This is a genomic window from Mycobacterium sp. NGS24 (genome assembly GCF_059813065.1).
The window spans coordinates 32,060-47,936 of sequence record NZ_JCALDW010000026.1 but is presented as its reverse complement, the minus strand read 5'-3'; the positions used below and the strand labels follow the sequence as shown (position 1 = coordinate 47,936).

General features: G+C 66.8%; 6 protein-coding genes. 4 read left to right on the top strand and 2 right to left on the bottom strand.

Going from position 1 to position 15,877, the window contains the following annotated elements; genetic code table 11:
* Positions 1 to 8: 8 nt before the first annotated feature.
* Both AC5Y6Y_RS23710 and AC5Y6Y_RS23705 read right to left on the bottom strand, forming a co-directional pair.
* Positions 9 to 4,562, bottom strand: coding sequence for a non-ribosomal peptide synthetase (locus AC5Y6Y_RS23710; protein ID WP_499930531.1), 4,554 nt, complete (start codon positions 4,560 to 4,562; stop codon positions 9 to 11).
* Positions 4,549 to 9,552, bottom strand: coding sequence for an amino acid adenylation domain-containing protein (locus tag AC5Y6Y_RS23705; protein WP_499930529.1), 5,004 nt, complete (start codon positions 9,550 to 9,552; stop codon positions 4,549 to 4,551). Before AC5Y6Y_RS23705 ends, AC5Y6Y_RS23710 begins: the two co-directional genes overlap by 14 nt.
* Before the next feature lie 436 nt (positions 9,553 to 9,988).
* Here AC5Y6Y_RS23705 and AC5Y6Y_RS23700 point away from each other — a divergent pair, with 436 nt between their 5' ends.
* The 4 genes from AC5Y6Y_RS23700 (at position 9,989) to nbtC (ending at position 15,864) form a co-directional block, all read left to right on the top strand.
* Positions 9,989 to 10,624 carry a GNAT family N-acetyltransferase gene (locus AC5Y6Y_RS23700; RefSeq protein WP_463824793.1) on the top strand — a complete coding sequence of 212 codons (636 nt, stop codon included), beginning with the start codon at positions 9,989 to 9,991 and terminating at the stop codon, positions 10,622 to 10,624.
* A 120-nt stretch (positions 10,625 to 10,744) separates the two neighbouring features.
* The gene (locus tag AC5Y6Y_RS23695; protein ID WP_499930527.1) at positions 10,745 to 11,506 is read left to right on the top strand and encodes a thioesterase II family protein; all 762 of its coding nucleotides are present in this window, start codon (positions 10,745 to 10,747) and stop codon (positions 11,504 to 11,506) included.
* The gene (locus tag AC5Y6Y_RS23690) at positions 11,503 to 12,810 is read left to right on the top strand and encodes a beta-ketoacyl [acyl carrier protein] synthase domain-containing protein (RefSeq protein WP_499927714.1); all 1,308 of its coding nucleotides are present in this window, start codon (positions 11,503 to 11,505) and stop codon (positions 12,808 to 12,810) included. Before AC5Y6Y_RS23695 ends, AC5Y6Y_RS23690 begins: the two co-directional genes overlap by 4 nt.
* On the top strand, positions 12,811 to 15,864 hold the full coding sequence (gene nbtC / locus AC5Y6Y_RS23685; protein ID WP_499930525.1) for a nocobactin polyketide synthase NbtC: 3,054 nt from the start codon (positions 12,811 to 12,813) through the stop codon (positions 15,862 to 15,864). It begins immediately after the preceding gene.
* Positions 15,865 to 15,877: the final 13 nt, after the last annotated feature.

Genomic DNA, 15,877 nt, shown 5'->3' with positions numbered 1-15,877 from the left:
ATCCTCTCTTACGCGGGGTATCTGTCCAGGGCCTCGGCCAGCGTCGCCACCGCGCGCTGCCAGAAGCCGGTCAGACACTCGATATCGGAGCTGGTGAACAGGACATCGCTCCACAGCAGGTTGTTGATCAGTTCCCAGCCGTCGGGGGCGGCGCGCACCAGCACGTTCATGTTCAACGCAAACCGCAACGGTAGATCGGGTTCGGGATCGATCGGCACCGTTTCGATTTCAGCACCGCTGAGCAATGACCACGGTTCGTGTTCTGCATTGCGGAGGTCGAGCCGACCCAGGTAGTTGAACAGCAGTTGCGGCTCTCTGTCCTGCAATTCAGGAATACGGTCGATATACCGCAGCAGTCCGTAATCCAGCCCTTCGAATGGGACGTCATCGAGATAGGCCGTCACCGCGTCGAGTAGGACACGCACCGATTCGGGATCCGACTCGAGTCGCTCGATATCCACGGCGGCTCCCACGCCCAGCCGTACCGGATATGCGCTGGTGAACCACCCCACGGTGTTCGCTGTGTCGGCGCCCACGATGCCGTCGGCGCGGCCGTGACTGTCCAACGCGATGAGCGCACCGGAGACCGGATCCTGGTTGCGCATGCGCCGCCAACTCGCGACCACGATGGCGGTGGCGCACAACAGGATTTCCCGCATGCGATCGTCGCGGTTGAGGGCGGCCAGCAGCCGCTCGGTGACATGCACGGGGGTGCGGATCGTATGGACCCGAAGGGTAGACCAGGTGTCGCGCGCGGGATCCGGGTGTCGCGCACCCAACGCGGGATCCGGCCCGGATACCTGTGCAGCCCAGTAATCGCGCTGGGCCAGCACCTGCGGCTGGCCCGCCCGGTCCCACATCAACTCACACCAGCGACGGTAGGAAGTGAACTCGGGCAGTGCTTTTGGGGTGGTACCGGCCTGCAGCGAACGCCACGCCTCCTTGATGTCGCTCACCAGGATGTGCCAGGACACCACGTCGACCACCAGGTGGTGAATCGTGAGCAACAATGTCTGCCGGTCCTTGGTGCCGGCGAACCAGACTGCCCGCACCAGGGCACCGGTGCGCGGATCGATGCCATCCATGGCGGCGCGGGCCGTATCCGCGACGGCCGAAGCCAATTCGGCATCGGTCGGGGTGGGCATGTCCACCCGCGACAGCACGTCGGCGGCGTTGACCACGCCAGGTTCCCGGGTCAAAAGACGAGATCCCTCAGGCGTCTCGGTCATGATCGAGCGCAGCACCTCGTGCCCGTCCAGGAGCAGCTGCAGCACGAGTTCGAGTTCCGCCCGCTCGATGTCGGAGGGCAGCCGCATCAAGATCGTATTCGTGAAGCGTCGGTAGTTGCCGTACTCGTTGACCCACGACACGATCGGCAGCGGGAGTACCTCGCCGTAGTCCGCGAGAGCCACCGCCCCGCCCGATTCGACTCTCGCGTCGACCGCGGCGGCCAATTCACGAATAGTCAGATAGGTCAACACCATCCGCGGAGTCAACGCAATATCCCGCCGCTGGGCCTTATGGACCAACGAAATGGCCGAGATGCTGTCGAGCCCGAGCGCAAAGAAGTCGTCGTCGACATGCGGTGTGATACCGCTGAATTGCTCGGCGAAGATCTCGCACAGCGCCCGCTCGGTGTCGGTGGACGCCGCAGCCGAGCCGCGTGCGGACACCTGCGACAGGGCGTCGCGGGCCACCTGTTCCAGCGCGCCGCTGTCCAGTTTGCCGTTGGCGTTCACGGGTAATTGGGTCATCGGCAGGATCCGGGCCGGAACCATGTAGGACGGAAGCTGCTCGGCCAGCGCTGCACGCAGCCGCACCGGGTCCGGTCCGACGTTCTCCTGCCAGACGACGAAGCCCACCAGTGTGGGACCGCTGTCGCGCTGCAACACCACCACGGCCGCGTCGTGTACCCCGGGCCGATTACGCAGCGCGGCCTCGATTTCCGCGATTTCGACGCGGTAGCCCCGGATCTTCACCTGGGTGTCGCCGCGACCCAGATAGGCGTAACCCCCGTGCGGCAGGCGGCGCACCAGGTCCCCGGTGCGATACATGCGTTGCCCGGGCCGGAACGGGTCGGCGACGAAGCGCGCGGCGGTCATCGCAGACTTGCCGACGTAACAGCGGGCCAACTGCGCCCCTGAGAGGTACAACTCCCCCACCGCGCCGTCAGGGACTGCGCGCAACGCCGAATCCAGCACGTAGCCGCAGGTTCCGATGTTCGCGGTGCCGATTGTCGGAGCCGGATAGTCGTTGACCGCGGCGACCACCGCCTCGACCGTCGCCTCGGTGGGTCCGTAGCAGTTGTAGACCTCGGTCGACGAAAGCGCCTGCAACTGGTGCCACAACGCGCTGTTGATCGCCTCACCCCCCAGCGCCAGCACGCACAGCGGGTGCTCGGACAGGCCGGCGGCACGTAATTGGACGAACATCGACGGGGTGGTGTCGATCATGTCGACCTGAAAGCTGATGAGGCCCTTCACCAAGCGGTCCGCGTCGCGCATCTCCTCGCCATCGAACAGGTGCAGACCGTGACCGTCGAGCAGGCCGACCATCGGCTGCCAAGAGGCATCGAAGCTGAACGACCAGGCGTGTGCGATACGCAGTGCTCGGCCCAGGCGCGCCACAGCCGGCTGGTAGACCCGCTCGCGGTGGTCGGCGAAGTAGCCGAGCAAGGCCGCATTGGTCCCGACCACACCCTTGGGTTCGCCGGTCGAGCCGGAGGTGAAGATGATGTAGGCGCTCTGTTCGGGATGGCGGGGCACGCTCGGCGCCACCGCGGGCCGGGCGGCGATGCGTTCCAGCGCGACCTCGTCGTCGAGCAGCAGCACCGGTCCTTCCAGCAGGTCTGCATACTGGCATTCCGACAGGATGAGTACCGGATTAACTTGCTGCAGAATAGATTTAACCCGTTTATCGGGAAGCGTGACATCGACCGGCACATAGGCGCCACCGGCGGCCAGTACCGCGAGGATGGCTATCAGGAATCGGGATGACCGGGGCAGCATCAGCGCCACCGCCTGCTCGGGGCCCACCCCCCGGTCAGCGAGCTCGGCAGCCAGTTGAGTTGCCCGAGCGTGCAACTGATCGTAGCTATAGCGTTCACCAGCACCGGTGGTGAGAGCGATCGCCTCGGGTGTGGCGCGGACCTGCCGTTCGAACATCGCCCACACGGTTGCCTCTGGCGGCGGCGCGAACCGCGTAGCCACCGCACCGAGTGCGGCGCGCTCCGCCGGGGTGAGGATGTCCAGCGCGTCGGGTGTCCCGTCGTCGATGTCGGGCAGCTGTCGCAGCACCGCTACTATTCGTTCGCCGAGCGCTGTGGGCGAAAGATGTGGCAGCGCTTCGCGTATCGCCTCGATGACGATGACCAACTCGTCACCCATCAGGTGCGCGACAACGGTCAGCGGGTAATGCGTGAGACTCTCGCCCGTCACCGGTTCGAATCGGGCGCCGTCGGCGGTTGTCACCGGCGCGATGGCGGCTTCGAACGGCGCGTTCTCAAACACGAACAGCGTGTCGAACAGACCGCCGTGGCCGTGCGCGCGCTGTAGTTCCGAGAGGCTGAGATAGCTGATGTCACGCAGCGCCGACGATTCGCGCTGTAGCCGCGAACACTGCTCGACAACCGAGTCGGCGCGGCTCAGGTCGTGCACCACCGGCACCGTGTTGATGAACATTCCGACCATGGTCTCCACACCGGGCAGCTGTTCGGGCCGGCCGGACACGACGGTCCCGAAGACGACGTCGGGCCGGTCCGTGAGCCGGCCCAGCACCACGACCCAGGCGAACAGCACCGCCGTATTGAGCGTGAACCCGTTGCGCCCCGCCCACTTTCGCAGGCGCATCGTATCTGCTGCAGGCAGCAGCAGCTTGGACTGCCCCGGCACCCCGTGGCTGGACGGCACGGCGCCGTCGGCAATCATGAGCGGTCCGGAGACGCGGCTCAGATACTCGGTCCACCGGGCCAGCGCGCGCGATCGGTCCTGTTGTGCCAGCCAGGCAATGTAGTCGCGATACGGGCGCGGATTCGGCAGCCCGTCAGTCGAACCACCCGCCTGATACACCGCGAGCATCTCGGTGAAGAACACCCCCAGACCCCACCCGTCCATCAGGATGTGGTGGGCGGTGAAGATCATTCGTCGCCTGGTCTCGCCGGGCACCGAGAGCAGCACGACGCGCAGTGCCGGACCGCGGCTCAGGTCGAATGGGCGGCGCCGCTCCGAGCGGGCGATCGAATCGAATTCGCTTGCCGTGGTGCTGCGTTGGGTCCAGGGCAGCTCCGCGTGGACGGGCACGATCTGGACGGGTCGGGGCACATTGCGGTCCCAGAAGGCGGCGCGCAGATTCGGGTGCCGATCCAGCAGGGCCTGGGCGCTGCGTCGCAGCAACGCGACGTCGAGCGGACCGTCGATATCGGCGACGAATTGCATGGTGTAGATGTCGAGGCTGTCCTCGGCGAGGCGGTACAGCGCGAACAGGCCCTCCTGCAGCGGAGTCAGCGCGAGCACGTCCTCGATCTGCTGCGGGGCGGTCGTCACGATCGCCTCACGGTTGCTCATTCCACGACGCCGTGAGAGCCGCCAGCGCGTCGGCATCCAGGCCCGACGCACTCATCGGCGCGGACGGCGCTGCGGGCTGGTCGGGCGCTGCCTGACCGGCGCCCGCGTCGACGGCCGCCGCAAGTTCGGCGATGGTCATGTTCTCGAACACCATCGCCGGTGTCATCGGCAGCCCCTGCGCGCTGGCCCGGGCTGACCACTGCACCGAGATGATGCTGTCGCCACCGAGCGCGAAAAAGTTGTCCTCCCGGTCGATCTCGGTGATCTCGAGCAACTCCTCCAGCAGGGCGATCAAGGCCCGCTCGGTTTCCTCCGAACCACCGACCACCGGGTGCGAGCGCTGCGCTGCCGTCGGGGAAGCGGGTGCCAGCAGGCGCTGCTGGTCGGCTTCAGGCAGCAACTGCACACTGGACACCGCCGACTCGGGCGTGCTCGCAAACGCTTGCAATGCCGCCTCGAGCGCGTCGGCGATGAGTTGGACGGTGGCCGGTTCGTAGAGATCGGCGTTACCCACGACGCGGACTTTGACTTCCGAGTCCGGCGTGAGGGCGAAGACGACGTTGAGGTCCAGGATCGAGATCTCGAAGTCCATCGGAATCGGTGTGACCCGGGTCTGTCCGTCTCCGGTGAGGTCGCGTGCCAGCAACGCCCAGTCCTCGCCGTGGAAGTGGATCGAGGTCTGGAACAGCGGGTGGTTGCGGGACGGCGACCGCGGTGGGTTGAGCGCCTCGACGACACGTTCCACCGGAAGTTCCTGGTGCGCCAGGGCATCGAGCACCACGTCCCGGCTGCGAGCGACCATGCCGAGCAGCGTCGGATCGCCGGACAGGTCGTTGCGCAGCACCACGACATTGGCGCACGGTCCGTTGATCTCGTTGGTAGCCACGTCAACTCGTGCGGTGATCGGGCTGCCGATCGGGATGTCCGTACCGCCGCCCAGCTTGTGCAGCACCACCGCCGTAGCGGCCTGGTAGACCATGAATTCGCTGGCCTCGTGGCGCTCCGCCAGTTGTGTCAGCGCCGCGCGCAGATGGGGCGGCACCGTGAAGTTGACGACCTCGCCGCGCCGGCCCAGCACCGGTGGACGGGTGTGGTCGGCACCCAGGGAGATCTCGAAGGGCATGCCGTCCAGCACCTGCGACCAGTGCGCCAGTTCGGCCGTCCCCCATTCGTTCGAGGGGTTGAACGCATCTTGTTGCCAGAGTGCGAAATTGACGAACGGAACCGCAGGCGTCGGCCAGCGCGGCGCGTTCTGCTGCAGGCGGGCCCGGTACGCCGTCAACAGATCCTCGAAGAGGATGCCCAGCGAGCTGTGGTCGGTGACAATGTGATGCACGAGAAGCAGAAGCACGCTCGTGTCCGGGTCGAGGACCAACAGGGTAGCCCTGATCAACAGATCGGATTCCAGAGCGAACACATGCCCGCGCAGCTGCGCTACTGTCTCGTCGAAGTGTCCGGGTTCGACATTGCGGACGGCAAGTTCGACCTCGCGGGCCGGATGCACGAATTGATACGGAATATTCTCGTGCTCAACGAAATTCGTGCGAAGTGCCTCGTGCCGGGCCACGACGTCGTTCAACGCGGCGGCGAGTGCATCCCGGTCCAACGGTCCGTTGCAGCGCAGCGTGAGTGCCATGTTGAAGACGTCGTTGCCGCCGCGCATCCGGTACTGAAACCACATCGCGAACTGCGAGTAGGACAGCGGTGGCCGTTCCGGGCGGTCGAGCTCTACGGCCAGCTGCGGCCGACTCGAGTGCGGCGCCGGTATTTCGGCGTCCCCGTCGAGGTCAACCCCGAACTGGTCGCGGAACTGCTCGACCAGTCTGGTCGCCAGACCGGCGGGGGTCGGGGTGTCGAACACCGCCCGCACGGTGAGCTCCACGCCGAACTCGGCGCGGATCTGCGCGACCAGTCGCGCCGCGAGCAGTGAGTGTCCGCCCAACCCGAAGAACGAATCTTCCGCACCGACCTTTTCCCAGCCGAACAGCCGCGCGAAGATCGCACACAGCCGGCGTTCGGTTTCCGTGGCCGGTTCGCGGTAGCTGCGCACCGCGACCGGTGTCGGTGCCGGCAGCGCCCGCTTGTCCAGTTTCCCGCTGACCGTGAGCGGGATTTCGGGGATCACCGCAAAAGCGCTGGGCACCATGTATTCCGGCAGCGTCGCGGCCGCGTGCGTGCGGACGTCGTCCAGATCGAGGTCGAGATCCGACTCGGTGCCACCGGTCGCAGGTACCAGGTAGGCAGCGAGCATGGGCCCGGCCCCGGTGTCCTCGGCCACCACCAGGCAGTGCCGCACCGCCGGGTGGGTGGCGATCACGGATTCGACTTCGCCGAGTTCGATGCGGTAGCCACGCACCTTGACCTGCTCGTCGGCACGTCCGATGAATTCCAGCTGTCCAGAGATGTTGCGGCGCACCAGGTCTCCGGTGCGGTACAGCCGGTTGCCGGGGTTGAACGGGTCGGCGACGAAGCGGAGCGAGGTCAGTCCGGGCCGGCCCAGGTAGCAGCGCGCGAGTTGCACCCCGCCGAGGTACAGCTCCCCGATCACCTCCGCGGGCACCGGTTGCAGTTCCTCATCCAGCACGTAGGTGTAAACGTTGCGATTGGGCACGCCGATGGGGACGACGCGTACCCCGTGGGATCCGTCGACCACCAGGTGCGTCGAGCAGACGACGGCCTCGGTGGGTCCGTAGTGGTTGCGCAACTGCGCGTCGAAGTATCCGGCGAACTTGTCGGCCACCTCACCGGCGAGCGCTTCGCCGCCGACGGGCACATGGCGCAGCTGTCGCCACTCCTTGACCTGCGGCAGCAGCAACAGTGTGCTCAGCATGGACGGCACCATGTGCAGCACGGTGATCTTGTGCCGGCTGATCAGGTCCGCGACATAGGATATGTCGCTGAAGACCCCGCCGAGTGGGGACGGTTTGGGGACCACCAGTTGCGCGCCCAGCGACAGGGTCACGAAGATGTCGAGCAGCGACGCGTCGAAACTGACCGAAGACGATTGCAGCAGGCGATCTTCGGCGGTCATACTCCACTCCGCCGCGAAACCCTGCACGTGTTCGGCGATCGCGTGGTGAGACACGGCCACGCCCTTGGGCTGGCCGGTGGAACCGGACGTGTAGATGACGTAGGCCAACTGCTCCGGGCGCAGCACGCAACGCCGATCGGCGTCGGTGAGCGGGCCGTCGGACAGCTGGTGGGCCTGCAGTTCTGCGCTCTCCAGTTCTGGGCGCCCCAGCACCAGCTGCGGGCCCGCGTCGCTGACCAGGTATTCGATGCGTTCGTCCGGGTAGGCCGGGTCAATCGGCAGGTAGGCCGCACCCGCTTTGAGCACCCCGAGCATCGCGATGATGAATTCGATCGATGTCGTCAGACGTAGACCAACGATGTCTTCTGCCCCCAGGCCCTGCCCGATGAGCCAGCGCGCCAAGCGATTTGCCCGGCCATGCAGTTCGGCATAGGTCAGCCGGGTGTGGTCGGAGATCAGCGCGACCGCGTCGGGGCGGGCATCGGCGGCCGCTTCCAGCACCGCCACCATCGTGGTGGGCGGCATCGGCACCAGTTCGCCGTGCGACTGCTCCAGCACCGTTGCGCGTTCGGCGGCGTCGAGCATGTCCAGGCTGGTCAGCCGGCGGTCGGGCTGGCCAATCGCATTGTGTAACAACTGAAGGTAATGCGCCGCCATCTGTTCGACGAGGGCGGGGTTCAGCATGTCGGTCTGGTATTCGAACTCGGTCAGGACGCCTTCGGGATCCAGCACGATCGCCAGGGCGAGCGGCAGGTGGGCGGTGACCGCGCCGAGGTCGAGTTGCCGCACCTGCACGCCGTCCAACGCGAATCCGCTGACGCTCTTGCGCATGCTGAATCCCAGCCGCACCAGTTGGTCCATGCCGTCGTGGCCCATGCGCTCCGGATTCGCCTCGCGCACCACGCGGTCGATGCCGACCGACTGGTGAGCGAAGCCGTCCAGGCAGGTGTCGCGCACGGCGTCGACGTACGTGTTGAAGGTGTCGTTCGGCCGCGCGGTGAGGCGCAGCAACAGAGTGTTCCCGAAATAACCGATCACCTTCTCGGCGGCCGCTTTCCGGTCGGTCACCGGCACCGAGACCAGAAAGTCCGACGCCCCGGTGTAGCGGCGCACCAGCACCCCGTAGGCCGCGAGCAGCACCATGAACGGCGAGGCGGCGTGCTGTCGGGCGAATTGCTCGAGCCGGTCGAACAATCCGTCCGGGAAGCCCCTGGTCACCCGCTCGGCCCGGCGCGTCGGGTGCGCCGCAGGAACTCCGGGCAGCTCGAGCGGTTCGGGCGCGGGGCGCAATCTGTCGGCCCAGTAACCGACGTCGCTCATGCTGGGTTCATCGGTTCCCCCCAGCACTTCGACCGCGACGAACTGCGCCGCCGGGTCGGCGGGGGTTTCACCGTTATAGGCAGCGCTGAGCTCGGTGAAGAACACCTCCCACGCCTCGTCGTCCCAGCAGATGTGGTGGACGACGAGCAGCAGCACGAATTCGCCCGGGGCAGTACGGATCAGGGTGATCCGCAGCGGCGCATCGGCAGCGAGGTCGAACGGGCGACCGAATTCACCGCGGGCCAGGTCCGCCACCGACTGACCCGCTGAATCCAGTACCCGCCAAGGAGTTTCGACGTGCTCCTGGAAGACCTGGTAGGGCTCGCCTTCGCTGTCCACGCCGTAGGTGGTGCGCAGAATCGCGTGCCGCGCGATGACCTCGCCCACGGCGGTCCGCAATCGCGCCTCGTCCAGCGCACCGTTCAGTTGATAGGCCACACAGATGTTCAGGGTGGTGTCGTCGGCGTCCATGGCCTGCAGGAACCACATGCGGCGCTGCCCGGTCGACAGCCGGTAGCGCTCGCCCGGGCGCAGGTGTGCCGCCGGGGCCGTTTTCCCGGCCGCTACACCGCTTTCGACGATTCGTCGGCGTAGCAGGTCGCGGCGACGTTCCTGCAGAGTCTTGGCATCGTCTGCCATGGGTGGTCTCAACTCCTGGGTTTCAGCTCGCCGTTATGCCGGATCGGCCAGACAACCGCCGCGCGAGAGGGGTCGTGCCCGCGGAACGCGGCCGACCACGCGTCGGCAGGACGCCTCTGGTGCCGCGGTAGCCCCCCGGACCGGACATCGCCGCGCCACCCCACTTTGGCACGATCACCTGACCCGGCGCACCACCGTACCGCGGCTCGAGCACTGCCATCGGCACCGTTCGCATCAGACGGACCCCCGTTCTGTCCTGGTAGGTGTGGTCGACCCGGTGTAGCTACAGCAGATTATGTTAGCCTTCGCTAAGTTACCCAGTTCCCGCGGCCGTCGCGCTGGCGCGATAATCAATGCGACCATCCGCGCACCCCGTCGGCTATTGCCCGCCCGGGGAAAACGGGTGGAACGTCCCTGAAACGGCGGAGGTACCGGCGTGAACGCGCGCGATCTGCACCAGCGTTGCGCCAAGGTGGATTTCGGCGCGCAGGTGGGTGAGTTCGCGCTGCGACGCCTCGAGGTCGACCGCGACCTCACCCTGATGCACGGCTGGATGAACGACCCTCCAGTGGCCCGGTACTGGCAGAAGGGGTGGGAGCGCGATCGGGTCCGGTCCTACCTGCTCGACCAGGATCACAGCGCGCACTCCACGCCGTACCTCGGGTTGTTGAACGGTACGCCGATGAGCTACTGGGAGCTCTACCGCGCCGACCTTGATCCACTCGCCGGGCACTACGCCGCCCGCGAGCACGACCTCGGCGTCCATCTACTGCTCGGACCGACCGAGCACCGCGGGCGGGGCCTGGCCGCGGAACTGTTACACACCGTCTCCAACTGGCAACTCGATGCCGACCCGCGGTCCCCGCGAGTGGTCGCCGAGCCCGACGTGGGCAATCTCAGGTCCATCCGGACGTTCGAGCGTGCCGGATTTCATCGCGCCGGGGAGCTCGACCTGCCCGGTAAGCGGGCCGTCCTGATGGTCCGCGATCGGCCCGACGATCACCCCCAGCAGGTCGTCGACCTGCACCGAATGGATGTCGGCGGCGGGTCACCCCACGCTGGGGCCAGTTGAAATTATGTTAGCCTTCGCTAAGTTATGGCTCGCTGTCCGACTAGGCTCAAGCCGAATGCAGGCCCGGCAAAGCGCTGCGCACCCGCAGTGGGCGAATGAGTAGGCGAAAGGTCAGGTTGCATGCCGCGCACACTGGGGTGGATCAGGCAGTTTCACAAGCCGGGGTCGCCCGAGAACCCCACCCTGTTGGTGTTCCCGCATGCCGGCGCCGGCGCATCCGCCTACCGCACCTTCGCTAAAGCCCTCAGCGACAAGTTCAGCGTGATCGTCTTCCAGTACCCCGGACGGCAGGACCGCGCCGCCGAACCAGCGCTGGGTTCACTGCCCGAGATCGCTGCCGGAGCATTCGAGGAGTTCGCACGTTCGGATCACAACCGCGGCGTGCCGGTCATCGCGTTCGGGCACAGCATGGGGGGCTGGGTGGCGTTCGAGTTCGTCCGGATCGCCGAAGCCAACGGCGTCGACGTCGGACAACTCAACGTCTCGGCGGCGGTCGCCCCGTGCAACGCGGCGAACAAGCCGGCCCACCCCGAGACCGACGAGGAGATCCTCGACCATCTCGCTGCGCTGGAGGGCACCAATTCCGACGTCTTCGGGAACCGGGACCTGATGCGACTGGCGTTGCCGGTGATCAAAGCCGATTACCGAGCCTGCGACGCCTATGCCTGCGACGAAGGCACCAAGGTTCGGGCCCCGATCCACGCGATCGGCGGTGACCAGGATCCGATTGTGACGCTGGGCGACCTCTACGGGTGGGGCAAGCACTCCGACACCGTCGAGGTGACGATGTTCGACGGCGGGCACTTCTTCCTCGACACACACATCGACGCCATCGTGGAACTGTTGGCCGGCGACCTGCGGCAGTCCGGGCAGACCTCATGACCTACGGCGGTCCCGACCACATCGTCATCTCCGGACTGGCCGTCGAGGCGCCCGGCGGCATCGACACCCCCGCAGCGCTGTGGCAGGCCCTGACCGAGGCCAAGGAGCTGATCGGTCCCTTTCCGCGCGATCGCGGATGGCCGCTCGAGGATCTGTTCTCGGTCAGCGAGATGGACGGCTGGGGCCCGGTCCACGATGCGGGCGGATTCCTGGACAAGGCAACGGCATTCGACCCGACGCTGTTCGGCATCACCCACCGCGAGGCGCTGGTCATGCACCCCCAGCAACGTGTTGCGATGCGACTTGCATGGAAAGCGTTGGAGAACACCGGCATCAATCCCGCGGCGCTGGAAGGCGAATTCGTGGGCTGCTTCGTCGGCATGTCGCCGATGGAGTACGGTCCGCGCGCATCGGTGGCCGACGCCTTGACCGGACATCGGATCGCCAGCTTGGGCCAATTGGGAGGCGCCGCAAGGATTTCGCACAGCCTCGGACTCACCGGCCCCTCGGTCAGCGTCGACACCGCCTGCGCGTCGTCGCTCACCGCGCTACACCTGGCCGCGTCGGCGGTGGCCTCCGATGAGTGCGACTGGGCACTGGCCGGTGGGGTGTGCGTGATGGGCTCCCCCGGTGCGTTCTACGAATTCTCCAGGCTGAACGCGCTTTCCGACGACGGGCATTGTCGCGCCTACAGCAATGACGCCAGCGGCACCGTGTGGGGCGAAGCCGCGGGCATGGTGATCGTTGAACGCGAGTCGCGCGCACGGCAATTGGGGCACCCGGTGTACGGACGCATCCTGGCGATCCGTACCAACCACAACGGCAAAGGCAAGCCGATCCTGGTCCCGCGGGTACGAGCGCAGGAACAAGTGGTCCGAAAGACGCTGGACGCGGCCGGAATCGACCCGGCCGTCGTGGGCATGATCGAAGGGCACGGGACCGCGACCCCGGCCGGTGACCCGGTGGAACTTCTCGCGTTGTTCAAGACCTACGGTGCCGCCGGATCCGAGGCCCTGCTGGGTTCGATCAAGTCCAACATCGGGCATCCCCAGTCGGCATCGGGAATTCTCGGGCTGATCAAGCTGCTGCTGGCGGGCCACCACGGCCAGATTCCGCCAACTCTCTACGCGGACAATCCGACCAAGATGCTGGACTGGGATCTGGTCGGGATCCGGCTGGCCACCAAAGTGCACGAATGGGCACCCACCAACGGCGTCCGCTACGGCGCGACGTCATCCTTCGGCGCGGGAGGCGCCAACGCGCACGCCATCCTCGAAATGCCCGCGCCGGCAGGAAGTGAATAAGTGACCGTGGCCAATTGCGGGGTTTCCTACCGACTTCCGGACGGCTCGGTGCCGGTACTGCTGGCCTCCGACACCGCAGACCTGCTGCGCGGCGAGGCCACTGCGCTGCATGCGTACGCCTCGATGCATCCGGAGGTGACACCTCAGGCGATCACGCAGATGTTGTTTCGCACCCGGGCCGCGCGCAAGCACCGCGCGTTGGCCGTGGTCGCCACCCGTGACGAGTTGCTGGCGGCATTGCGGGCCATCGGCGACGGCCGCGAGCATCCTGCGGTGCACCGCACCGCGTCGCCGGCGGTTGCCCGTCGGCTCGCGTTCGTATTCCCCGGCCAGGGCAGTCAGCGCCCCGGAATGGGACGGCTCTATTACGAGAGGATCCCGGCCTACCGCGGCGAAGTGGATCGGTGCGCGGCGGTTTTCGCCGAGCTTTCCGGTCGGTCACCGCTGAATTACCTGCTCGACGAAGAATTCACGGTCGACGGCAACGCCAGCACCGTTCAGCCGGCGTTGTTCACCCAGATGGCCGGTCTGGCCGCGGCCTGGCAGTCCGTCGGGATCACGCCGCACGTGGCCGTCGGGCACAGCCAGGGCGAGATCGCTGCGGCCTACGTATCGGGTCTGATCACGTTGGCAGATGCCGTGCGCATCATCGGAATTCGCGCGCAGGCTGCCGAGCAGATCGAGTCCGGTGACTACGCGATGGCGGTCGTCGCCACCGACCGGGAGAGCTGTGCTGATCTGCTGGCCCGCTGCTCGGACTTCGCCGAACTGTCGGTTGTCAACTCGCCCAACATGTCCGGTATCTCGGGTGATCGCGACACGGTGCAGGACATCGTGGATGCGCTGACCGAGCGGGGGGTTTTCGCCCGGGTCATCGGCGTCCAGTATCCCGCGCACACCAGCCTGATCAACGCGCTCGGCGACAAGGTCCGCACCGCATCGCAAGACCAACTGGAGAATCCGAAGTTCCTGGACAGCGAGATCGACTGCGTCGGTTCCACTCTCGGCGCCCCGATCACCCCGGACCTCCCGGTCGATCAGTACTGGTTCTGGAACCTGCGCAATACCGTCCGGTTCGACAAAGCGATGACCGCCGCCGCCGGACTGGGCGCCGATACGTTCGTCGAGCTGGCCGAGCACCCGACCCTGCAGTTGGCCATCCAGGAAAATCTCGCCGGTCAGGACACCGACCTCCGGGTGGTGGGCACTTCCACTCGTTCTGCCGCCGACCTCGCCGAGTTCACCCGTAACCTGGCACAACTGGCGGTACACGACCTGGACTTCCCGTGGGATCGACTGCGTGTCGACGACGACGGGCCGGTAGCGCTGCCGCTGCCCGACTTCCCCAACTCCCTGATGAATGACGTCCCGCTGTGGCTGCCCTACGACGAGGTGTTGCCGCGCCGCACCCGCACGAAGACGGCGCCCGAGCCCGAGCCGGCCCGGGGCCCGGCCGCGAGACTGCTCACCGAAGAGTGGGTTCGACTGAGCCGGCTTTCCCTCACCCGCCCGCGGACCATCGGCATCATCGACCACACCGGTGACTGCGCACAGTTGGCCAACGAGTTGCGCACGGCAGCAGCCGAACTCGGCGCGACCGCCGTCCCGATCGGGCCTGATTCCGCCGTCGGTGATGTCGACACCCAGGTCATCCTGTTACCGCAATCGCCGGAGCTGGGTCCCGCCGCCGCGACCGATCAGGTCGCAGCCTTCTTCGCCGAGCGCACCTGGTGGCACGGGGTCCCCGCGCCGGTCGCCCACTGCTGGCTGGTGACCGTGGGCGGCGAGGCCGTCATCGACGCAGATGGGCCGCCGGATCTGGTTCACGCCGCGGCCAGTGCCGGATTTCGCAGCGTCGGCGCCAAGTACCCCGGTGTGCATTTCCGCCACCTCGACCTGCCGGTCGACGCGGCGCCGACTGATGCGGCGCGCTCGTTGCTCAAAGCCCTGCACACCGACGGGGAGTCGGAGCTGGCGTTGCGCAACGGCGGCCTGTACGCGAAGCGAATCGTGACGGCCGGAGAAGGCATTGCTGAGCCGACCGCCGCCGCCCCCGGACACGTGCTGATCGTCGGAGGCACCGGCAAGCTCGGACTCGAATTCGGCGCGTACTTCGCCCAGCAGGGTGTCCAGCGCATCACCCTGGTCAACAGGTCCGGTGAGACCCCGGCGGTCACGGACCGGCTACGTCTGATCCGGTCGGCCAGCGCCACCCGAATCGATGTCGCGGCGTGCGACCTCAGCGACGAAGCCGCGGTCTCCCGGTTGGCCGACCAGCATCAGGACGCCCCGGCCGATCTGATAATTCATGCCGCAGTGGAATATTCGGGTGTGGAACTCGAGGACATCACCGCCGAACAGGTGACCACGGCACTGGGCGCCAAGGTCGTCGGTATCTCGCGTGTCCTCAGCGTTTTCCCGCGGGCCGAAGACTGCCGGGTGCTGCTGTGCTCCTCGGTGTCGGCGACGGTGGGCGGGCGTGGACTGGCACTCTATGCCGCCGGCAACCGCATGCTCGATGCGTTGGCACAGCAGCTGCGGGCCGACGGGCTGGACTGTGTTTCGGTGCAGTGGGGGCATTGGCAAGTTCATCTCGACGAGTCCGGCCTGGCGATGCTGGCCGGTATCGGCGTCGTACCGATGCAGCCGGCTGACGCACTGGCCGTCGGGATGCGGAGGCTGACCAGGAATGCCGCCGTCGCGGCATTCGACCTGGACCGGGCGCGGTCGGTGCTGGAGACCTGCGGGCGCGCTTCGCTGTTGTCGCAGTTGACCAATGCGGCCCCGGCAGATCCCACCGTCAGCGCCGTCGCCGCATCGACTGCACCGACCGGCGTCTCGCACCGCTTGCTCAGCCTGTTGGCCGGGGCTATCGGTGTCGACAACGTCGCCAGCATCGACACCAGCACTCCGATGGTGGCGATCGGCCTGGATTCGTTGCAGGCCTTGGAGTTCCGGCGCCGCGTCAAGATGGAGTTCGATCACGACCTCGAGGTCGGGGAGCTGCTCGGCGGGGCATCCATCGCCGACGTGCTGGCGAAGCTGGACGCCTAGAAATCACACCTGG

Excerpts from the sequence above, each read along its gene's own strand:
- AC5Y6Y_RS23710 (WP_499930531.1), bottom strand. The coding sequence starts at position 4,562 with ATGAGCAACCGTGAGGCGATCGTGACGACCGCCCCGCAGCAGATCGAG.
- AC5Y6Y_RS23705 (WP_499930529.1), bottom strand. The coding sequence starts at position 9,552 with ATGGCAGACGATGCCAAGACTCTGCAGGAACGTCGCCGCGACCTGCTA.
- AC5Y6Y_RS23695 (WP_499930527.1), top strand. The coding sequence starts at position 10,745 with ATGCCGCGCACACTGGGGTGGATCAGGCAGTTTCACAAGCCGGGGTCG.
- AC5Y6Y_RS23690 (WP_499927714.1), top strand. The coding sequence starts at position 11,503 with ATGACCTACGGCGGTCCCGACCACATCGTCATCTCCGGACTGGCCGTC.